General features: G+C 47.5%; 17 protein-coding genes. 7 read left to right on the forward strand and 10 right to left on the reverse strand.

Annotated features, from left to right (window positions below):
• Positions 1 to 4: 4 nt before the first annotated feature.
• From Q0W37_RS11345 to tagD, 6 genes are read right to left on the reverse strand one after another with little or no spacing between them, the layout of a single operon-like run.
• A complete protein-coding gene (locus Q0W37_RS11345) occupies positions 5 to 1,207 on the reverse strand; it encodes an ATP-grasp domain-containing protein (RefSeq protein WP_297701678.1) in 1,203 nt (400 codons plus the stop codon).
• Positions 1,207 to 2,295: an acyltransferase family protein gene (locus tag Q0W37_RS15445; protein ID WP_367186275.1), complete on the reverse strand. Its 1,089-nt coding sequence runs from the start codon at positions 2,293 to 2,295 to the stop codon at positions 1,207 to 1,209. The genes Q0W37_RS11345 and Q0W37_RS15445 overlap by 1 nt, the downstream gene beginning before the upstream one ends.
• A gap of 18 nt (positions 2,296 to 2,313) precedes the next feature.
• Complete coding sequence (locus tag Q0W37_RS11355) at positions 2,314 to 3,423, reverse strand: DegT/DnrJ/EryC1/StrS aminotransferase family protein (RefSeq protein WP_297701680.1); 1,110 nt, start codon at positions 3,421 to 3,423, stop codon at positions 2,314 to 2,316.
• 6 nt (positions 3,424 to 3,429) lie between these two features.
• Positions 3,430 to 4,875 carry a lipopolysaccharide biosynthesis protein gene (locus tag Q0W37_RS11360; protein WP_297701681.1) on the reverse strand — a complete coding sequence of 482 codons (1,446 nt, stop codon included), beginning with the start codon at positions 4,873 to 4,875 and terminating at the stop codon, positions 3,430 to 3,432.
• A 21-nt stretch (positions 4,876 to 4,896) separates the two neighbouring features.
• A complete protein-coding gene (locus Q0W37_RS11365) occupies positions 4,897 to 6,162 on the reverse strand; it encodes a CotH kinase family protein (protein WP_297701682.1) in 1,266 nt (421 codons plus the stop codon).
• Between the two features lie 10 nt (positions 6,163 to 6,172).
• Entirely contained in the window at positions 6,173 to 6,571 is a 399-nt protein-coding gene (gene tagD / locus Q0W37_RS11370; protein WP_297701683.1) for a glycerol-3-phosphate cytidylyltransferase, read from the reverse strand.
• Between the two features lie 138 nt (positions 6,572 to 6,709).
• Here tagD and Q0W37_RS11375 point away from each other — a divergent pair, with 138 nt between their 5' ends.
• The 6 genes from Q0W37_RS11375 (at position 6,710) to Q0W37_RS11400 (ending at position 14,176) form a co-directional block, all read left to right on the forward strand.
• On the forward strand, positions 6,710 to 7,492 hold the full coding sequence (locus tag Q0W37_RS11375; protein ID WP_297701684.1) for a hypothetical protein: 783 nt from the start codon (positions 6,710 to 6,712) through the stop codon (positions 7,490 to 7,492).
• Positions 7,470 to 8,417 carry a Gfo/Idh/MocA family oxidoreductase gene (locus Q0W37_RS11380; protein WP_297701685.1) on the forward strand — a complete coding sequence of 316 codons (948 nt, stop codon included), beginning with the start codon at positions 7,470 to 7,472 and terminating at the stop codon, positions 8,415 to 8,417. The genes Q0W37_RS11375 and Q0W37_RS11380 overlap by 23 nt, the downstream gene beginning before the upstream one ends.
• A complete protein-coding gene (gene sppA / locus Q0W37_RS11385) occupies positions 8,398 to 10,743 on the forward strand; it encodes a signal peptide peptidase SppA (protein WP_297701686.1) in 2,346 nt (781 codons plus the stop codon). The genes Q0W37_RS11380 and sppA overlap by 20 nt, the downstream gene beginning before the upstream one ends.
• Positions 10,743 to 11,819: a CNNM domain-containing protein gene (locus Q0W37_RS11390; protein ID WP_297701687.1), complete on the forward strand. Its 1,077-nt coding sequence runs from the start codon at positions 10,743 to 10,745 to the stop codon at positions 11,817 to 11,819. Before sppA ends, Q0W37_RS11390 begins: the two co-directional genes overlap by 1 nt.
• Positions 11,820 to 11,844: 25 nt before the next feature.
• Positions 11,845 to 12,993 carry an acyltransferase gene (locus Q0W37_RS11395; protein ID WP_297701688.1) on the forward strand — a complete coding sequence of 383 codons (1,149 nt, stop codon included), beginning with the start codon at positions 11,845 to 11,847 and terminating at the stop codon, positions 12,991 to 12,993.
• Between the two features lie 64 nt (positions 12,994 to 13,057).
• Positions 13,058 to 14,176 carry a histidine phosphatase family protein gene (locus Q0W37_RS11400; protein WP_297701689.1) on the forward strand — a complete coding sequence of 373 codons (1,119 nt, stop codon included), beginning with the start codon at positions 13,058 to 13,060 and terminating at the stop codon, positions 14,174 to 14,176.
• Positions 14,177 to 14,268: 92 nt separating this feature from the next.
• Here the strand turns inward: Q0W37_RS11400 and Q0W37_RS11405 are convergent, their stop codons facing one another.
• The 3 genes from Q0W37_RS11405 to Q0W37_RS11415 form a co-directional block, all read right to left on the reverse strand.
• A complete protein-coding gene (locus tag Q0W37_RS11405) occupies positions 14,269 to 15,660 on the reverse strand; it encodes a sugar porter family MFS transporter (protein ID WP_297701690.1) in 1,392 nt (463 codons plus the stop codon).
• 129 nt (positions 15,661 to 15,789) lie between these two features.
• Complete coding sequence (locus tag Q0W37_RS11410) at positions 15,790 to 17,430, reverse strand: carboxypeptidase-like regulatory domain-containing protein (RefSeq protein ID WP_297701691.1); 1,641 nt, start codon at positions 17,428 to 17,430, stop codon at positions 15,790 to 15,792.
• 138 nt (positions 17,431 to 17,568) lie between these two features.
• Positions 17,569 to 18,393, reverse strand: coding sequence for a TIGR02147 family protein (locus Q0W37_RS11415; protein WP_297701692.1), 825 nt, complete (start codon positions 18,391 to 18,393; stop codon positions 17,569 to 17,571).
• Positions 18,394 to 18,608: 215 nt separating this feature from the next.
• Between Q0W37_RS11415 and Q0W37_RS11420 the strand changes: the two genes are divergently transcribed.
• Entirely contained in the window at positions 18,609 to 20,588 is a 1,980-nt protein-coding gene (locus Q0W37_RS11420) for an immune inhibitor A domain-containing protein (protein WP_297701693.1), read from the forward strand.
• On the opposite strand, the gene Q0W37_RS11425 is transcribed toward Q0W37_RS11420, so the two are convergent.
• The coding region (locus tag Q0W37_RS11425; protein ID WP_297701694.1) for a 3-methyl-2-oxobutanoate hydroxymethyltransferase at positions 20,577 to 20,833 on the reverse strand (257 nt) is incomplete at its 5' end. The genes Q0W37_RS11420 and Q0W37_RS11425 overlap by 12 nt on opposite strands.

The following is a 20,833-nucleotide window of genomic DNA, read 5'->3' on the forward strand; positions in this document are numbered from 1 at the left end:
AATCCTATTCCACGTTTATTTTTAACCAATCACGGTCATGGCTCAGAGCATTAGTCATTTCTTCTCTGGTGTCGAACCTGAGAAATAGCGTTCCCAAGGAAGTATTTGCACCGGTAAAGGGGACGATATGGTCGCTAGGACTTACAATAAGGCCCACGTCGCGGACATACTTGCGTTTGAATTCTGGGTTGATGTCGATAGAAACGAAAGTCCCTTCTTTGGATGAGTGCAGAATGTAGTTGCACCAAACTCCATCGTATTCTGGGACTGTTATGTTGTCTAGTGGCATTCCGAGCGCTTTCTTGATTTCGTTGACAATGAGGTCCTGACCGGTCGCCATGTCCTGCAGTTCGGCGATACGGTTTCCGCCACCGCGGGGACTCACTTCCATAATGTAGGCCTTGCCATCGGAACACACACGACTTTCCACATTGTAGATACCGGATTTCACGCCGAGAAGCGTGAACAGGCGCTGCAGTTGCGCTGTCAGGTCGTCTTGGAACTTCTGCTCCATGGAGGCGGGCCAAATTTCGATTGCGGGCGTGTATGGGTTTGCTGCGTTCTTGTCGAATAGCTGGTCGGAATACGCCGGGTAGACGAGCTTGCCGTCTACCGTAAAGATATCTGCGCTGGACTGAGCACCGACTTTGTCGAGAAAGTCCTCGATTATGAAATGTTTTGAAAGCGACGACGAGAGAGCGGTCTCAATGGCGTTACGTAAATTTTCCTTGTTCTCAACTTTCGTGACGCCCTTACTGCCTGCTGAATCGACAGGCTTTACAATCACGGGCCAGTTGAAGTAGGCGGTATCTTTTAGGGCGTCTTCGATGTTGTTGTAGCCCTTTGCCTTGGGACAGTTGAATCCATGCTCGGTAAGAAACTTGCGGAACAGCGACTTGTCCTGCAGAATGCGGGCGGCCTCGTAGCTGCACTGGAACGGCAGTCCCATTTTCTCGGCGACATAGGCTGCGGAAACGACTCCCGGGTCTACGGCATGTGAAAGTATTCCGTCAATTTGCAGTTCTTGTGCGGCCTTCAAGACGGCGTCCTTTTCAATGATACTCACGTTGCAGTATTCATCGGAATACTTGTGTGCAATGTTGTTGGGGAGGTAATCCGCCGTAATCACATAGACTCCTAGCTTATGAGCCTCTTCGATTACGGGGAGCAAGTAGCGGAGTCCGCCAAGGAGCATCAACTTTTTCATTAGCGTCTCTCTTTTACATGCATTTTATTTTTTTTAGAATCAAACCAATGAAAGAAAGGTACTTCTAAAAGGTGTATTCGCATAAAATCAATAAGGGTACATATAATATAGATTCCTAATACAGACACTATTGCGTGTATTGCGAGATAATCGGAGTTAAAGAATAATGTGTTTTGCAAGGTGTCTGTCCACAACCATTGCCGCATTGTATCGCTAGCTGCATGAATGAGTAGGACTCCAAATGCAGATGCGCTGATGGTGTTTATAATCTTTGAATGCTTGATTTTCAAATTTTTAAAGAAAAGAAATGCAAAAATTGCTGTTGTTAGGGCGAAAATGGCGTTGGAATCCGCTACATATTTGTACCAAGTGACTTTACCGGAAATGTCATATCTCCATGCTCCCCATATAACGGTTGCCCAAGAGCAAACAAAAGAAATCAATAAAGCCAACCCGCAAAATTTGTTGCTTTGGAATTTTTTTATAGGGTGAAGTCTTAGGTATGCTGCAATGATGTACAAGATAATAAACCACTGCACGTAGTTGAATGATATCTTTATGTGAATTAGAGGCAAAATTGTGAACATGAGGACGCATAATGCAATTAAATAGCGATGTTGTCGCTCGCTAGTTTTGTTTAATAGGATGTTTAGATACGGAATAAATAGAAAGAATAGCAAATAGCAACTTGTAAAGCTGTTTGTGATACTAGAGATGGGCAAAATATCTTTAATAAGAAATTGGATTGAATAGTTGTTGTATTTCGTTATGAAGAAAATGATTGCGATAATGATGCTATAAAACTCAATTTCTAGGAAAAGCTTTAAAAATTTATTTAGGGTTATTTGTGACTTGACCATAAAATAACCGGTTATCAAGACGAAACAATTGATACCGGTTTTGCCACCCCAACCAAATAGCAGTAAAAAAAGTGAATTTGATGATGTTGCTCCAAATTCTTTTATAAGCTCGAGGTATCCGGAGTTGACAACATAATGGTGTGCGACAATGATAAGCATCGTCACTATGCGGAACAACTCTAGATTAGAGTCTCGGACTTTCTTTGGTTGAGTTTCTATTTGGGGCATTCGAAATATTCTGCTATTCTATTTTCGAATAATGTCTATAATCCTGTCGGTGCCTTCGTTATCGAGACCTGCGAACATCGGCAAACAAAGCACCTGGTCGGCAAGTTTGTGTGCTACAGGCAAGTTCTTCGGGTCGGCAGATTCCAGTCCCTTGTAGGCGCTGAACGTGCTGATGAGGGGGTAGAAGTAGCGGCGACCGTAAATGTTGTGCTCCCGCAGTTTGGCGTAAAGGGCGTCGCGGCTGATGCCGTATTCTTCGCTGATGAAAATCGGGAAGTAGGCGTAGTTGTGACGCACGCCTTCGATGTCCTTGAGGAAACGGATTCCAGGAATGTCCTTGAGGGCTGCGCGGTACTTTTCGGCTATAGCCTTGCGTTTTGCGATGGCGTCATCGACCTGCTTTAGGTTCAGGAGCCCGTATGCGGCGCGGATTTCGTCCATCTTGCTGTTGATACCCGGGGCAACGACGGTCGTTTCGCCGGCGAAACCGAAGTTCTTAAGGAAATCGATGCGCTTCTTGGTTGCTTCGTCATGACAGATGAGGGCTCCACCTTCAACGGTGTTGTAGACCTTGGTGGCGTGGAAACTGAGCGTACTCATGTCGCCGGCTTTCAAAACTGATTCGCCATCCTTCTTGACGCCGAAAGCGTGGGCTGCATCGTAGATAATTTTCAAACCGTAGATGTCTGCGATTTCCTGAATACGTTTCATGTTACAGGGGGTGCCATAGACATGTACGGGCATGATCGCCGTGGTGTGCGGCGTGATGGCGGCCTCGATCTTCTCGGGGTCGATGTTGCCGGTTTCTTCGTCTACATCCACGAAGACGGGCTTTAGACCGTTCCACCAAATAGAGTGCGTTGTCGCTACAAAGCTATAGGGAGTCGTAATGACTTCTCCGGTAATTCTCATTGCCTGCAAAGCGGTAATGAGGGGGAGAGTCCCGTTGGTGAATAAACTGATATATTTAACACCGAGATAGTCAGCAAGTGCTTTTTCAAGTTCCTCATGGTAGTGACCATTGTTGGTCAACCATTTTCTATCCCAAATATCCTGAAGCATGGGGATAAAGTCTTCCAGTTTTGGAAGAAGGGGGGAAGTGACTGTAATTGTTTTATTCTCGCTCATAATAATCTACGACTTGTTTTTCTTTTTACTCAAAAGTTCCAGCAGTTCCTTGACTGTTTTCCTGTTAAATATACAATTGCTTGCGATGTAGTAAATGGCTCCTGCGGCAATTCCGAGTACGAGTTGTAGGGTGTATTCCTGTTCGGGGAGAATTCTTGTGGCACCCATGCAAATAGCGCCCATGACCAGGGAATTCAAAAGGGTCGGAATGTACATCTTGAGCTGGATCCAAAGGCCGGCATTTAGCAATTTTCCGGAATAATAGGTGTTTATCACAAGTCCAAAACAGGTGCCGACCCATTGGCTAAAGCAGATGGCGATAATCCCATGAGGAATGGCGATGCAAAGAATGATTATTCCTACAATTTTCTTGATAACTTCTAGTTTCAGAAATAAATCGGACCGTCCCATAACTTGCAGAATATTTAAGTTGATCGCATGTACGGGATACCACATTTGGGCAAGGCAGATGATTTGTAGAATGAGAATGGCGTTGACCCATTTATCCGTAAGGACCAAGAGAATGAACGGCTTTGCAACAGCACTAAGGCCAATCATTAGGGGAAATATGACTAGGGTTGCCATATTCAAAAACTTTAAATATCCTGTCCGCAACTTGTCAGGGTCGTTTTGAATTTTACTCAAGACGGGGTAGGTGACTCTCTGGAAAATGCCCGTGATATTGGAAGACGGGAAGTTCGCAAAATGATTTGCCCTGCTGTAGTTTCCTAATGTGCCCGCAGAGAAGACCTTGCCGATAATTAAGTCGTAGATGTTTTCGTACAGGGTGTTCAGTAAACCCGAAACCAAAAGTTTAGAGCCGAAACCGAACATATTCTTGAAAGAGGACTTGTTGAAAAAGGTCTTGGGTCGCCAATGAACCAAAGTCCAGAATAGCACCACTCTCGAGGATGTTGTCGTTATTTGTTGGACGACGAGTGACCATACGCCTAGCCCATTGTATGCGCAGACAAGGCCGGCCGTTCCACCTATAATGGCTCCGATGAGGGAAACCTTGGCAAGTGTTTTGAAATTCAGATCAATCGTCAGGTTAAGGCGCTGGATTGACCCGAAGGCCTGTATAATTAAGTTGATGGCGAGAATTCTCAGAATGTCTGAGAGCTGAGGCATTCCGTAGAATTGGGCGATGAAGGGGGCCGCTAGGAATATTATTCCGTAGCATGCGCCTGCCATAAAAATATTGAAGAAAAATACGGTCGCTTTGTCGGCTTCGTTGCGGTCTGGCTTGCGTATGAGGGCGTTGCCGAAACCACTGTCGATGAAGGTCTGACTTACTGCCATGAAAATGGCGAGCATGGCGATCATGCCGTAGTCGTTTGGCGTCAACAGTCTTGCGAGGAGTATGCCGAAAAGAAATTGTACGCCTTGCGTAGAGAATCTTTCTATGGCGCTCCAGATGACACCTTTGAATGTTTTTTGCTTCAAAGACATAAGCGTCTTCAAAATATAGAATTATATGTTCTCGTCAATCCACTGGATTCGTTGTTCTATCCAGTATTTTAGAGTGTCTACGGCTTCCTGGTAATTACTGAACTTTCTAAAAAAGGGAAAGCCGCTGTCGGTTTCGAGAACAGGCCATCTTTTGAACTCGTTTTGCGATGCTTTTGATAGCTTTTTCGATATGGAATCAATGGAATCCAGGGTGGCTGCAAACGCTGCTCGATTCTTTTTCCAAAAGTTCTTTACTTGCGCTTCGTAAGCCTTGTTCTTGAAAAGGAATCGGTCCCAACCGTATTTACGAATGAACCATTGGTCAGGTCCGCTTTTTTCATCTCTCGAATTTCCGTAGCCTAGGTCGAAATCCCATACCGGTCCCATTTTTAGGGGGGAGTCTTTTTCCCAGGTAATAAAAATGCTTCGTCGATGTCCGTCGATATTCTTTGTAAATTCCTGTATCCAGTAGTATCTTACAAAATCTTCGATGTCGATCCAGTGGGCGATGCTGTCTATGTCGTAAATATCCTTGGATTGTAGAAAATGCTCGAAATGATTGATGTGGTCTTCGAGAAGTTTTTGGGAATATGTACTGGGTTCCTTGGGCTGGTTGAATTTGAAAATATAATTTAGACTAGAGGTGAAGAGGATTCCGTCAGTAGTTGTTTCGGAAGTCTTTTCAAAGAGAAAACTCGAGTCGTCTTTAGGGATGTTGACTCGGCTTTCGGAAACCTTGACATGCTCGACTAGAAGGTATATTCCTAGGTATTGTCGATTGAGGTACAGTTCAATGAAACGGCATTTGGGATAGTATTCATCACCGAGAATTCCTGCAAGCTGATAGGTGATGTAGTTTTGCAACATGGACTTGTCGCGAAAGTTGGAGATCAGGTCCCACTCCTTGTCCTTGGGCATCCCGAGCAGGGAATCCTTTTCGGCAAGTTTGATTTTGTATCCATATTTCGTCATGACGAAACTGGAATTACCGCGTCCTCTGATTGTGTGGCTCAAAATAGGTCCGGAAGGCTTATCTTTGTCGTAGAATTGCAGGTATGCTGGAATTTTTGTTTCCTTGTCGTTAATTTGCTTGAAATTCTCGGTCTCGATGACTAGACGAGGTAACCCTGCGTAGGGGTATTCCGAATCATCTAAAGGCAGGTAAGATTCCTCTGAAGCAGTAGACGAATAATTGTCCCAGGTCCCACAGGAACTAAGGGTATATACGGTAAAAATGAAGAATAGGGGAGAAAGAACAAACAGAAGCTTCTGAAACAGGCGCTTCATTGTTTATCTGCTATTTCTTTAAAGATTCCAGATCTTTTTTGATTTGGGTGGTGCTAATTTCGGGGGTCCGTTCCAAATAGACGACTTCGCAGTAGTCCTTGAGAAAATCGAATTTGCCCTTCCAGTCATCGCCCATTACAAAAGTGTCTACGTGATATTCCTTGACGTCCGTCTTCTTTTGATCCCAGTTTTCTTCGGGGATGACGAGGTCTACATATCGGACCGCTTCCAGGAGTTGTTTGCGCTTTTCGTAGCTGAAATAGCACTTTTTCTTTTTCTGGTTCCAGTTGAATTCGTCGGTCGACAGTGCTACAATAAGATAATCACCCAAAGCCTTGGCTCGTTTCAGCAGGTTGATGTGGCCGTAATGCAACAAATCAAATGTTCCATAAGTGATTATCTTTTTCATGATGTGTACAAATATAGATAATCGTTATGGATTTTCCAACCAACTGAACCTGTAGGATAGCCCTTTTTATTAAATTGTAGCTATATTACTGTGAATCGATACCTTTTTTTAAGAATATTTTTCGCTTGTGCCCTTGCCTTGGGGCATTTTGTCCACGCCCGCGAGACTGTTACCCCTGTTCATGCTCCCGAAAGCTACGCCCTATTGGGGGGAGTGGGTGAACTTCGCGACGATGTTTACAGTGCGGATTTGAATATGGCGGGTGAGTTTGCCCCTTGTAACTGCTTTAGCGTGTACGGCGATTTTTCTTACCGTCTTGTAAGTTACCTGTGGGATACGGAATTTCATGATCAACGTCATGAGGCTTTGAATCTGCATGTCAATGGACTGAATGAATCTTACTTGGGAGTCAAAATGATGCCGTTCCCTTTTTGGGGCGTCGATGTCAGTTGGAGACTTCCTCCCCGTGAAGGCTCGCGGGAAAATCGATTTCACCGGTTCGGAATATCGCCTTTCGGACTTTATGAAGTTTCGCGAAATATGGAACTTGGCGCGGCTCTTGAATACTATACGTTTCTTGAAAAGCAGAATTTCCAGTCGGGTGATGAACTCGGTGCGAAGGCCTCCATTTCCTGGAAATTGCTCTGGGACCGTGCAGACCGTTCAGGATTCCGGCTAGATTATGTGTTTCTATATCGCTTGCGTATCCAGGAATCGGAAAACTTGAATATGGATCGGCCGTATCGAAAAATGGATGACCTGTATCGTGGTTTCAAGATGCGGCTGGATGCCGGACGCTATTTTTCGTTGCGAGGTAATTCTCTCGGAGTGGCCTTGTTTTATGAAATGGCTCGCGGCTACTTGTTTGGAATGGAAACGGGGCATACGTTGGGACTTTATGCAAAATTCTTGTTCTTATAAGGCAATCCTGATTGGTAATGGAACTATGGGACAGCGGCATAGGCGGCTGTTCGAAGAAGATGGAGTCGAATTCATCGGAGTCGCGGACACTACAGTCGAAGCGGCGACTCTGTTCGAACAAGTCGTTGCAGGAAAAATTTCGCCTGACTTCGCCGTAATTGCATCGCCTGCCGAAACGCACGACGAATACGTCAAGAAATGCATTGAAATCATGCTCCCGGTGCTTGTGGAAAAGCCGGTGTCGATCTCGGCAATGGCAGCCATGGAATACCAGAAACTTGCCTTGGAACGTAACGCCTTTGTATTTGTCGGTCATTCGGAACGCTACAACCCTGCAATTGAAGAATTTGTAAAGACCGACTTTTGCAAGGAAATGCAGAATCGCTTGAAATTCTGGTACCTTCAGAAACAAGATGCCTTTCCGGTCTGCTTTAAGTTTACGCGAACGCATGGATTTTCGCCGCGTAACCGCGATGTCCCCGTGGAACTGGACCTGATGATCCACGACATGGACTTGCTCTGTTACTTTGTGGACAAGAACGCCATGATGTACCAGTCATTTCACTGCGAAGAATTGTCTGAGGACCGTGTGCATGCTTTCTATGACTTGAGAACGTTGACTGCTGAATTTATAGCAGACCGAAACTCCGCCTCTGATTCCCGCACGGTTGAAATTTCGATGAACGGTCGCTCCGTAATATTGGATTTGGGGGCCTATCGCAATGGCAATCCGGCGTATGCGCTACAAAAGGAGCACCTGGCTTTTCTAAATTATTTGAACTCTTATAAGAATACTGCGGAAGATGAAGATCCCGAATACGATTGGTATGGTAGCATTTACGATGCCTGCCATGCGGTCATAATGGTCTCTTTGATTGATGAAGTGTACAAAAATGGGAGAGCGAATGAAATTGATGCAAAATAAGGTTGTGCCTGCGTTTGTCCTGTTCTGTGCAGCGCTTGCCTTCGCCTATATTCCCGGAGAATCGGGGTTTGTCTCGCTCGATAATGAACACGGTATTTGGGGAAACCCAGCGGGGCTCACGGCATTTGATTCCAAGGGAGCACTTGTTGGCTACGACTATGATAACGAAGTCAAGAATTTTCGTATTGGCGGAAACCTGGAACATTGGGCGGCCGCGTTCGACTACGTGCAAGGCCCGAATCGTCTTGACGTTTCCCATTGGAGCTTGACTCATGGGAACGATTTGTGGAACCGGATGATTTTTGTCGGAGAACGTGTTAATGCCGTACGCAGCGCCGCTTTCACGGGAACGGAATGGAGCCTGGATCTTGGTGTTCTCTTGCGTCCGTTTCAGTTCCTTTCGTTGGGGTATTCTTGCGACAATGTGCTTTATGGGGGACCTAAGGCTCCAAGCCGCATACAGAACCTAGGGGCGACTCTTCGTTTTGGCCCGCTGATGAGCGTAAGCTACGATGTGGAGGATTTTGAAAACCATCGGCTGCTTGTGGAATTGGGCTTGTATGGCGCCCGTTGGGGGCTCCGCATTCCTCTTTACGGTGATGACGAGTACCGGTTGACTTTGTCGCTATCCCTGGGGGGCTACAATAACGTAGCGGTACATGTATACGATGACTTGCTGCCAAAGGGCGGGGCTTGGGGGTATCACAGCGCTCGTAATCCCAATGCCTCCATGGCCGCGCAGATTATTCGCGTTCCGCTCGATATGGATGTTTCCGAAACCGAAGATGAATTTGCATTCTTTAGAAAGAGTTCCATTTGCATTTGGCACGTTCGCAACCTGTTCGAACACATGCTGCGTGACCCTGCCTGTGGCCTCGTGATTCTCGATTTTTCGGGATACAAGGGAAATATTGGAATCTCTAGCGAAATTGACCGTTACGTGAAAAAGCTCAAGGCTCGCGGAAGCAAGATCGTTGCCTATATGGATGATATCCGCCCTGCGGTGTTGCTCGCTTCTGCCCACGTGGACCGTATCGTGGTTGAGCCTTCGGCGCACATGAATTGGCGTGGCCTTGGGGGTAACGTTCTTTTTTACAAGGGATTTTTCGACAAGCTCGGCGTGAAGGTGGAATTCTTGCGCCATGGCAAGTACAAGTCGGCGGTTGAACCGTACATTGCCGATTCTATGTCGGCGGAGTCCCGGGCAAATATGGATACCTTGTATAGCGACTTGTGGACTGCGTTGCAAAGTTACATATCGATGCGCCATGTCAACGCTACGGTGAGTGCAGGGAAGGCTTTTGCCCATTTGGATTCGCTTGCAAGCGAACCTTTGGTGACGGCGTCTGCTGCAAAGCGTGCGGGGCTTGTCGACACGTTGCTCTATATAGATCAGGTGCCCTCGTATGCGTTAAAGACGTTCTTTGGAATTGACTACCCGAATGCGGCGTATCGCACGTGGGCTCCAAACGACAAGAAGATTTTCGATGAAAGCTGGGCGCACCGGACATCGATTGCTCTCCTCAATATCGACGGAACGATTGATTCCAAAATGGAACGCTCCGTGCTGGAATCGTTGCGTAAGTTGCCTTCGACTGGCGCCGAGGCCTTGATTGTACGCATTTCTTCTCCGGGTGGATCTGCTATCGCCTCCGATAAAATTTGGGCGGCCCTTCGTCATGTCAGTGAACTTGGAATTCCCGTAGTTTCCAGTATCGGTTATATGGGCGCATCCGGCGGGTACTATATCGCTTGCGCGGGGGATGTTATATTGGCAGAGCCGATGGCGATTGTCGGAAGTATCGGAATTTATGGCGGAAAGATTGATGTTTCGGGACTGATGTCGAAATTAGGACTCAAGGCGGAACCGGTCAAGACGCATGAATATGCGGATGCCACTACGTTTACCCGTCCCTGGACTGATCGTGAAAAGGCCGCCTTGCAGGAATATATGGATGAGTTCTACGATCGCTTTACGGGAGTCGTGGCGAATGCGACTGGAATTCCTAAGGCGACGGTAGATACCGCGTACGGCGGAGGTCGCGTGATGATTGGTATCAAGGCTTTGCAGGCGGGGCTGGTGCATGGCCTTGGCGGAATCGACGATGCAATTGCTGCGGCTAAGAAACTTGCGAATATCGATGAATCGACCGATATTGATCTTGAAATTCTGGGCTCGGGCAGTTCGATTTCTATTCCCGCTTTGAATTCTAAGTTGAACATGGATTTTTCTGACTGGAAGGATTTTATTTACGACCTGAGTCGCCCGCAGCTTTGGGCAATCGAGCCGGTCTTTTTGGAATCTTCCTTACTGGGTGTTGAGTAATGCTTTATATAGTCCTTACGGTTTTGGGGTGTCTAGCCATTTCGGCATTCTGTTCCGTGACAGAGGCTTCGTTTTATAGCGTGCCGCCGGCAATCATTGAGTCGCTTCAGAGACATAAGAAATTTACGGCTCGTTACATGGTGCATGTCAAGGAAAATATTGACCGATATATCGCATCGGTGCTAGTCGTGAATACGATAGCTAATACGGTGGGGGCATCCCTTGCAACGGCGCTTGCCGTAAAGAACTTGCCTCCGATTGGACAAGTATCGCTTCCGATTATTCTTACGATCTTGATCCTGTTGTTTGGCGAAATCACTCCGAAGACTTTGGGCGTGAAGCAGGCAAAAATTGTGGCGCCCTTAGTGGCGGTACCTTTCTACTATATTACAATCGTTCTTTCCTGGACGGGGGTCATTTGGCTTTGCCTGACGTTGACGAAACACTGGACTCGTGAAAAGGAAGACAAGAAGGATGTGAGCATCGATGACATTAACAGCCTTGTGAGCCTCGGGCTTCGCGAAGATGTCATTGACCGTCAGCAGTCTTTAGTCATCAAGAATATTCTTGCGCTAAAGTCTGTGCCGGTACGCAAGGTGATGACTCCGCGTCAGGTGGTATTTTCGCTCAAGGCAGATTCTACAATCGGTGAAACCTTGGATGAACGCGGTAACTGGCCGTTTTCGCGTGTTCCGCTTTATGAAAAGGAAAAGGACAACTGGATTGGAATTGTGCTACGCCGTGACGCCTATAACAAGCTTGCCGAAGGGTTGCGCGACGTGAAACTTCGGCAGATGATGCGCCCGCTGCAGCTGATTCCCGATAGCCTTACCTTGGACAAACTTCTGCTCCGCTTTTTAAAGCAACGTGGCCATATCGTGGGGGTTGTCGATGAATGGGGGGCGATTGCCGGTATCGTAAGCCTAGAAGATGTGCTCGAAGAAATCCTCGGCCGTGAAATCGTCGATGAATATGACGAAGCGATTGACCTTCAGGAAACCGCCCGCCGCCGCTCCAAAGCCCTTGCCCGCATTCGCCAACAGAATAAGAAACAGAACATAGAACAGATACGTTGAGTCTTCCTGGACTCTCGAATAAAATATGACTTCTACAAAACCAAACTATTTCCCTGCGCTTGACGGTCTTCGTCTTCTCGCTAGCATAAACATTGTGATGCTTCACTTGGGTTCGTCGTCTGCCCTCAACTACATGGCAGACTACAAGTGGATTATCCCCATTATCAATGCTCCCGCCTTTGCGGCAGGTATCTTCTATGTGCTTGCGGGTTTCCTTTTTGCAAGTAAATTCAGCGACCCGGAGCGCCGAATCCCGGTGGTCCCCTTCATGTTTTCCCGCATCGCGAAACTTTACCGTCTGCATTTTTTCATGACGCTTCTGATGTTCGTGGTACTGGTGTTCAAATTCAGCGGTTACACGCACTTGCCCGCCTTGAACGAAATTGGGGACTGCGCCGCGGCGGGCCTTGCCAAGATGACTCACCCGTGGCGAAGCCTTCTCTTGCACCTTTCGCTCACCTGGTCCATCGTTCCTGATTTGGGAATGAAACTGAATGAACCCTCGTGGTCGCTCACCAGTTTCTTTGTGTGCTATGCAGTGACTCCCTGGTTTAGCCGTTGGCTTTTCAAGCAGAGTAACCGTACACTTTGGGTATTGTTCGGGACGCTCTTTATTCCAGGAATTCTTTGGGCTACATTATTTGGTCTTTCCGATAACCTCTGGTTCGACAGTTACGATGCCAAGTACCGTTTCTTCCATATCTTTGCACCGGTTCGCATCTTTGAATACCTGTTCGGTATGGTGCTTTTTAGACTTTTCAAGGAAGGTCATTTCGATTTTCTGAAACGGAATTTTGCAAGCGGCGTTGCTCAGTTTGTGATGCTTGCCACTTTGTACGGAAGCCTTTTTCTGATGCGTCCGGAACTTAATCCCGGCATCAATTATTTCTTCCATCATTCGCTTCCGATTATGCTGTACGGACTTTTTCTGGTTTCGCTCCTTACGGGAAAAGGTTTCATGGCTCGATTCTTCTGCATTGGCATTGTCCGTAAGATTGGCCGTGCGTCCTTCTATCCGTATCTGATTCACTTGCCGATCATCACGATCGCCTGGGGAATTTGTAACTTGAACCAACCCAAGAATACGGTCCTAATTCTTATTTTTATTTACACAGTGAGTACTCTTTACAGCGAATTTAAGGTTTGGCGGCGTAAAAAGGCGAAGGCAAAATGATTTTTACTTGCCATTACGGAATAAATAGTTAAACTTGAAAGGATTATTATTTCAAGAGGTTCGTATGAAATTACTCTACCTGGCAGCTCCGGTGTGTTTTGCGATTGCCCTTACGGCATGCGGCGATGACTCGTCGAGCGCATCGAATGTGAATTCCGACAATCTGCCGGCACAGGATTCTTCTGTGACCGATACGCCTACGGTCAATCCCGATAGTGCTTCTGTTCCTGCGGATTCCGTGTCTAAGGATTCCCTTCAGCAGGATACGACTACGTCTAATCCCACGGATAGCCTTCCGCCGACTCCGCAGGATTCCGTACCGTCGGATCCTCAAAATCAGGAACCGTCGGATCCTTATGCGGTCGGAACGGATATCGATGAACCGTCGTACACGTCCACCTGCCAGGTGACTCCGTTAGAAAACGGTAAGGGTGACGGCGTGTGGTGCGACACTACCTATGCGGGGCCGATTTTCTATGATACGGATGAATCCGTCTATGACCCGACCGCCGACAATGGGGCCAATTTCGTCAGCATCAACAAGGTTTTTGAAGCATTGAAACCGAACGACAGGGTTGTATTTGTCTTGCGTCATGCCGATAGGCAGGAAAGTGCCGGAAAAACCTCCCACTTGACAGATGTCGGTATCTTCCAGGCGCAGAGTGTCGGAAAAAAGATTGCGTCTACGGAGCCGGCGTATTACGCTCATTCCGAATATGTCCGTACACGCGAAACGCTTGAAAATATTGCCGTAGGTCGTGGTGAAACAGAGTTTACGCATGATGCGTATCCGATTCTGAATGGCAGCTGGTATATCAAGGATAATGACAAGTATAACGAATACAAGTCGACCGGCACGGATATGAATTTCACGGTGACTACGGAGTGGGCCTACGAAGGAAATTATGCGGATGCGTTCTATGATCTGGATGAACGCACCAAGCAGTTCGTGGACGATTTTCTGGTGGATGTCATTTCAAAGAAAGCCCGTATAAGCGTGGTTTGCTCGCATGACCAGTTCATCGTTCCGCTGGTAGTTTCTATTTCGAATCGCCAGATTGGCTTGCGCTTTTATGACAATCGCTCCTGGATTTATTACCTAGCGGGTATGGCGGTTATCATCGGTGAAAATGGCGAAAAGACGCTTGTTCCGGTGAAGGGACTTCATTCGGGAACGAACTGATTTAAAAGTCGTTCGAAATGGTGGATTAAGAAAAAGGATGCGTTTTATACGCATCCTTTTCTAAGTTCTGCCAATTTGCGACTATGTCGCTTTTACATTTCTTCGAGTTCCTTGCCCTTCGTCTCCTTGATGAACCTTGCTACGAAGAAGATACTGAAGATGGCACAGAGCGAGTAGATGCCGTAGGTGGGGCCGACACCGATGCCGTCCTTGCCGGTAAGCACCGGGAATGTCCAGGTGACAATGAAGTTTGCGAACCACTGGGCCAGTCCGCAAATGGCGATTGCCATGGTGCGGATGCGGTTGTTGAACATTTCGCCAAGCATCACCCACATGACCGGTCCCCACGTTGCAGCGAAGAAGGTGATGTAGAGGTTTGCGGCAATCAGTGCGACGATGGCTGCGTGTCCAGGAATGGTTCCGTCGGCGCCAGCGCTCATGAAGCAGATGGTGAGTGTACTCAGGGTGATCGCCATGCCGATACTACCGATCAACAGGAGCGGTTTACGACCAATCTTGTCAATCAGCAATATGGCGACAACCGTCATTACCATGTTCACAACACTCGAAATCACGCTCGTGAGGAAGGCGTCACTTTCACCAAATCCTACACTTTGCCATAGCATGGTTCCGTAGTAGAAAATCACGTTGATGCCTACGAACTGTTGCAAGATGGCGAGCCCGAAGCCTGCCCACATGACGGGGGCGATACGTTCCTTGCCGTTGATAATGACAATCAGGTCTGTGAATTTGGCACGCTTCTTGTTCGTGAAAGTAGACTGAATTGCTTCGACTTCCTCGTTGACGGTATCCGCGTTAATCTGGGCGAGGACTTTCTTGGCTTCGTCAAGAAGGCCCTTGCGAATAAGGTATCGGGGCGATTCGGGGAGTTTCCAGGCGGCATAGCCGTAAAGAACGGATGGAATGATTTCGACCCAGAACATAATCTGCCAAGCCTTGATGTTTCCAATCATGGGGGCGTTTGCGGAACCTGCAATGCGCACAATCAAGTAGTTTGAAAGGAGCGCTACGAAAATACCGATCACAATTGCGAACTGTTGCATCGATCCCAGTCGTCCGCGTAGATGGGCGGGGGCCGTTTCTGCAATGTAAATCGGGGCGACAATACTGGCCATGCCGATGCCTAGGCCTCCGATCACGCGCCACATGATAAAGTCTGGAATGCCGAATGGAATGCCCGAGCCGATGGCGCTCAGCAGGAACAGGTCAGATGCAAACAGCATGCACTTTACGCGACCGAATGCGTCGGCGATTCGCCCTGCAAAAAAAGCACCGATGGCAGCGCCAATCAGTGCTAGCGAAACAGACCACGCGAGTTCATAGTCCGTCGCGTTAAAGTGGGCTTTAAGGGCTCCGTTTGCACCGTTAATCACGGATGAGTCGAAACCGAAGAGGAATCCGCCGATAGCTGCGGATAGGGTAATCAGCACGATGTGCTTGAAATTGGAGTTTGCATTAGTCATATATATCTCATATTGCTAAGGTAATCCCTTATAATATATTCGAATAATGCAAAAAATCCTAGAATAAATAATCAAAATAGAAGGATTTTTTTATTCCAAACTGGACTATTCCAAATTGGAATAGTGCCCTTAGAACTTCTGGTAGTGCTCAAAGGTGGTCTCTTTCGCTTTCTTCTGCAACTCGTAGAAAGCGCGTTGCCATGCCTTGAGGCGCATCCAGTTCTTTTCATTTTCCTTGCGGATGAAATTTCCGAAGGAATAGATGATGAGTTGATCCAGGTCGTGATTTCCGAGTTCGAAACCATTCAATCCGTAGAACTTATTTGAAAGCTTGAGGTCTGTGGAGCGGATGCTCTTTCCGTCGACGCTAATGTCCAGGTGCTTCTTGTGGATGACGAGTGAATAATAATGCTGCTTTCCGTCCAGAATTTTCGCCTTGCCGAATTCTGTTTCTGCGGTGGATGCGGAATCGATGCCATTGTAAATCTTGGTGCATAGCGACTTTTTATCGCTTTCGCATTGGCGGATTTCAAAGCCCAGCTTGCCGTTGCTTGAAAGGGATGATGCGAGTACGCTATTATCTGCTGTAAGATCATTTCCGTTCAGGGTAATCCAGAAACCGATAGCGAAGCTGCTGTCGTCCGAGAATACGTTCAGTTCCTTGAACCTGTCACGTATGGTCGAAGCCCTGACGTTAAGGGAGTCGCTCCCGTTAAAGTTCCTGACGAAGCGGATCCTGTCTTCGGGGTAAATGTCGATGGAGCCCGGTGCGCCGTACAGCTTCTTGATGGTGATGGACTTGCTGATGCTGGGGACTGTCACGAAGAACACACTCTTGATGTTGTCCAAGACCCATGTCGATGAGGTGTCAATGGAGTGCTCGTATGCGTTTGCCCATGGCAACAGGGATCCGTCCGGACCCATGAATCCGTCGTCGTGAGTGTAGCTTACGGTGCGGTCGGTGTTGAAGAATACGGGAACAATCAGGGAATCGAGAGTCTTGTCGTCAAGGGAATCCATCTCGCTTATCTTGGGAAGCGAAATGACTTCTTCGCCGATGACTTTTGCAAGAACGCTGTCTTTTACGACGAGTGTTCCGTCGGAGTACAGGTCCCATTCGACGGGAATGCTCTTTACTCCGCTTTCGTTGGCAATTTCAATTTGTGTAATCGTGGTGTAGGTGTATCCGTCGTGATTGGCGGGAATTCCGGTGATGGTGATGTATTCCTCGTCTTTGTTTTCTTCGGTGATGGCGGCGCACGAAAGTGTTCCGGTGATGCAGAGCGTGTCACCGACGGAAAGTCCGTTGTAACGGGGCGATAGCAGAATGGTCCCTGCCGGACCGATGGCGATGGAATTGTATTTGTTTTCCGGCGTCAGGCGCGTCATGCCTGCCCAGGTGGTGTCGTGACGTTCAAAGGTCGCTACAACGCTGTAGGCATCGGTGGGGGCTGCCACAAAGGTAAAATCTCCGTTGTCATCCGAGGTAGTGGAGTCGACGATGATAGTGCGGCCGTTGACGACCTTGGTGAGGGCGACAATAGCGTGGGGGTATTTCTTGGCTTCGATAGAATAGTCGAAGTTGTTGTAAATGTGCCCGCTAAGGGTGTCTGTCGAGGCCGTCTGCCCCGATTCGGTTTCGGATATTACGCCCGCGGTACTCGTGCTGTCGCTACAGGCCGCAAGGAATACCAGGAATGTAGCCGCGATAAAGAGGATAATTCCTGATGTATTCTCTCGTCTTTCGTCTCTCGTCTTTCGTCTAAACATAAAAACCTCTTGGATCCTTCGACTTCGCCCTTCGACGCGCTTCGCTTGCTCAGGGACCTTAATAAGGTTGGGGAGCTTGTCGAACCTTGCTTAGGATGCTCTAGCTTCTGTTCATTCTTAATTCTTCATTTTTAATTTCTATTCAAGATTTGAGAACAGGTGGATGTTCATCTGGTAAACTCCGTCGGCTTTTTCCTTGTCGCCAGCGATAATCTGTCTTGCCTTCTTCTTGAATTCCTGTAATTCCTCTTCGAGTTTCTTGTACGCTTCGCTTGAAATGCTGAAGGTGAGTGTGCTCATGACAGTTGGTCTTTTCGGAGGCGTCATCAGGGCCTGTTTCGAAAGCTCGAAACACTGTAGCTGGTATTGCTTGATGAGTTCCGCATTGTTGTAAGGTCCGCTGCTAATGCTTTCCTGTGTAGGTTTCCAGAAACCCGCTTCGTTTTTGCGGATAAGTCCGAGCCTCTCTAGCAGGGAGAGCGATTCCTTAAGCTTGCCGAGCGGGACTTTCGGAAAGATTCTCTTTTGCACGGGAGTCATGTCGTCATCTACGTCCATCGCGTCGAGTATTGCGAATAGGGCGCTGTTGTACCAGTGGCTGTAGTATTCGTAGGCGTCTTCGTTGACGATGTGCTGCGGGTTCGGGTGCTGTTTCAGTATTTCTTGCATCGCCGTCTGGCGTGCCGAATCGCTTTTAGCTTGGTCGAATTCCACCAGAGTTTCAAAATATTTGGCTTCTTTCTTGTCGAGTTCAAGAATCTCGATAAACTTTTGCGCCATGCGGGGGCTGACCTTTTTCCCTCTGAGAACATCGGCGAAGTAACTGCGGCTTTTTTCGAGGCCGAGCAAGTTGCAGATTTCGGTACGTGTAAAACTAGGCTCCGCCTTTACGCGAACGGCCTGGTATTCTTCCAGAAACTTGCGAAAGTGTGTAAACTGGTATATGTCTAAAAAGCGATTCACGTTCTTAATATACATAAATTTTTGAGAACATGAAAGGGGAGGTTATTGAAAATTTAAGAGTAAATGTTGAAAATGTGAGAACATTTGTTCCGCGGCTAGTCCATTTACTGGTTGAAGCCCGCTTTTTTGCACGATGATAACGCTTTTTTACTATTCCAATTTGGAATATTTGCTTGAAAAAGGGCTATTTTTGTAACAGTAATATGGGGGCTCCGTTGAAACTTAAATTTATTCTGGCCCTGATCGGCTTTTGCGCTTCGCTTATTGTGGCGGCTCCGGCTGAGCCGGGTTTTCAGTCGGTAACTAGTCGCGACGGAAGCTCCGTTTCTATTCGTTATTTTGGTGACGAACACTATCATTATGCCGAAACTTCCGACGGAATTCTTGTAACATTGGATAGCCTTGGAAACTATGTTTACGTCGGTGAAGATGGTCTTGCGAGCGGGGTTATTGCAAAAAATGTCGCTGATCGCAGTCCCGAAGAAAAGTCTTTCTTGAAACAGTTAAATCAGGAGGCGGTTCATCAGAAGTACCAAGAACTGAAAGGGGAACGATTTCCCGATGAAGCTGGATTGAACGGTGACCTGGAATTCAATCATGTGCCCCTGATATCGTACAATCAGGAGGGATCCTCGATGTTGATGCGTCCGACTCCCGCAAGTTGGACAAAGGGGGAGCGTTGGTTCCCCGTGCTGCTGGTCGGAACGTCGGACATGGATTATGGAGATTCGGCTGCGTTTTATGACTATTTCAACAAGCCGGGCTACAACGTAAATCGAAATATCGGAAGCGTACGGGATTACTTTGTTTACCAGTCGGATAGCCAATTTATACCGCATTTTGACGTGTATCCTATAAAGATCGATGCGACTCTTGAAAGCTTTGGTTCTGGCGATAATTATGACGAGGGAAAATTCACCTCGATGGTTCTCGATGAACTTGCGAAGCGCGAGGATTTTTTGAAGAACGCCTCGAAGTACTGTTACAATCGAAGACAAGTGGATGGGTTTGTTTTCCTCTACCCCGGCATGGAAGAGGATGCAATGAAGCAGAGCTCTGATTTTTGGAGCCATCAGTACTATATGCAGACAAACGGTTCTTCGGAGAGCGGTATGCCGTACAATGTGGGGGGCTACTATTTTGACAAGTACCTTTTTACATCGCAGTTTGCAAACAAGTCCAACAACAAGAAAATTTGCAGGATGGGGACTGTCATACACGAGTTTAGTCACATTATGGGGTTGATGGACCATTACAGCAAGGATAAGAATAAAAATCAGATCGACGGTCCTGCCGAATACGACATCATGTCGCTTGGAATGTACAATGGAACGACCCTGAATGAAGGAAATGTTCCCATGGGATATTCTGCCTTCGAAAAAGAGGCTCTTGGGTGGATGACGCTAAGGGAGCTTGCTCCCGATAGCGTTTATTCGCTTCGTAAGCTCAGTAAGATGGAGGCCTATTCTGTCACGAATCCGAATAAAACGGATGAATACTATATCATTGAATATCGTCCTGCCGAAAAGTACGAATCCTGTGTAAATGTCGATGCCGGGAAAACTGCGAACGGGGTATACATCTGGTATATCGATTACGACAGAACGGTCTTTATGATGAATGAGGCGAATCGTGATACCACTCATCAGCGTGTGGCGGTCAATGCGGCTCTTTCTGAGGGCTATTATGCGGACTTTTCCTACGTGAATCGTAGAGGAGTCCCGAAAGTGTCTGGGATTTACAATGTGGTGCTCGACGGACACCGGCGGGCGTGCTTTACGACTTCAAGCGATATTCCCCTGAGTGAGTGCCCGTTCGATTCCACTCTAGAAGAGGAAAGCTCGAGTAGTGAGGAATCAAGTTCGAGTGAGTTCGTGCCGGAATCTTCTTCGAGTGTTGATGATGATGGCCCGAATTCTTCGGATAGTCTGCAATTTGTACGGGGAACCATGCGGCATACTCTGTCCTATGTGCAAATAGCCTTGGATGGACATAGGCTCAACGTCTCGACACCATTGGCGGGGTGCAAGGAACTGAAGCTCTTCGATCTTCAGGGGAACCTTGTCTATACGAACGCCTTCTCAGACGCGCAGATGTCGTTTGATTTGAGCTTTATTCCCAGTGGAATTTATGTCGTCCGCGTTATGGCGGATAATCGTCTTCTGGAAAGCTCTAAAATACGCCTACATCGGTGATTTAACGCTTTCGATGTACTTCTTGAAGCCTTCGACACCTAGGCTGTACATGTCGACGAACTTCGTTGCGAACGGTGGCAGCTTGCGCGGGTGCATGCCCAAAGCGTCGTGCATCACCAACACCTGGCCGTCGGTGAACTTTCCGCCGCCAATACCGATCGTCACCGCGTTCACCATGCCGGTAATCTTGGTGCCGAGCTCTTCGGGAATGTGTTCCAGCACCATCTCGAAGCATCCCAGGCTGT

This window comes from uncultured Fibrobacter sp. (genome assembly GCF_947166265.1).
In the GTDB taxonomy this organism is placed as follows: Bacteria; Fibrobacterota; Fibrobacteria; order Fibrobacterales; family Fibrobacteraceae; genus Fibrobacter.

Bases quoted from the DNA above. Each gene is read 5' to 3' on its own strand.
- Q0W37_RS11345 (WP_297701678.1), bottom strand. From the start codon at position 1,207: ATGAAAAAGTTGATGCTCCTTGGCGGACTCCGCTACTTGCTCCCCGTA.
- Q0W37_RS15445 (WP_367186275.1), bottom strand. From the start codon at position 2,295: ATGCCCCAAATAGAAACTCAACCAAAGAAAGTCCGAGACTCTAATCTA.
- Q0W37_RS11355 (WP_297701680.1), bottom strand. From the start codon at position 3,423: ATGAGCGAGAATAAAACAATTACAGTCACTTCCCCCCTTCTTCCAAAA.
- Q0W37_RS11360 (WP_297701681.1), bottom strand. From the start codon at position 4,875: ATGTCTTTGAAGCAAAAAACATTCAAAGGTGTCATCTGGAGCGCCATA.
- Q0W37_RS11365 (WP_297701682.1), bottom strand. From the start codon at position 6,162: ATGAAGCGCCTGTTTCAGAAGCTTCTGTTTGTTCTTTCTCCCCTATTC.
- tagD (WP_297701683.1), bottom strand. From the start codon at position 6,571: ATGAAAAAGATAATCACTTATGGAACATTTGATTTGTTGCATTACGGC.
- Q0W37_RS11380 (WP_297701685.1), top strand. From the start codon at position 7,470: ATGCAAAATTCTTGTTCTTATAAGGCAATCCTGATTGGTAATGGAACT.
- sppA (WP_297701686.1), top strand. From the start codon at position 8,398: ATGAAATTGATGCAAAATAAGGTTGTGCCTGCGTTTGTCCTGTTCTGT.
- Q0W37_RS11390 (WP_297701687.1), top strand. From the start codon at position 10,743: ATGCTTTATATAGTCCTTACGGTTTTGGGGTGTCTAGCCATTTCGGCA.
- Q0W37_RS11395 (WP_297701688.1), top strand. From the start codon at position 11,845: ATGACTTCTACAAAACCAAACTATTTCCCTGCGCTTGACGGTCTTCGT.
- Q0W37_RS11400 (WP_297701689.1), top strand. From the start codon at position 13,058: ATGAAATTACTCTACCTGGCAGCTCCGGTGTGTTTTGCGATTGCCCTT.
- Q0W37_RS11405 (WP_297701690.1), bottom strand. From the start codon at position 15,660: ATGACTAATGCAAACTCCAATTTCAAGCACATCGTGCTGATTACCCTA.
- Q0W37_RS11410 (WP_297701691.1), bottom strand. From the start codon at position 17,430: ATGTTTAGACGAAAGACGAGAGACGAAAGACGAGAGAATACATCAGGA.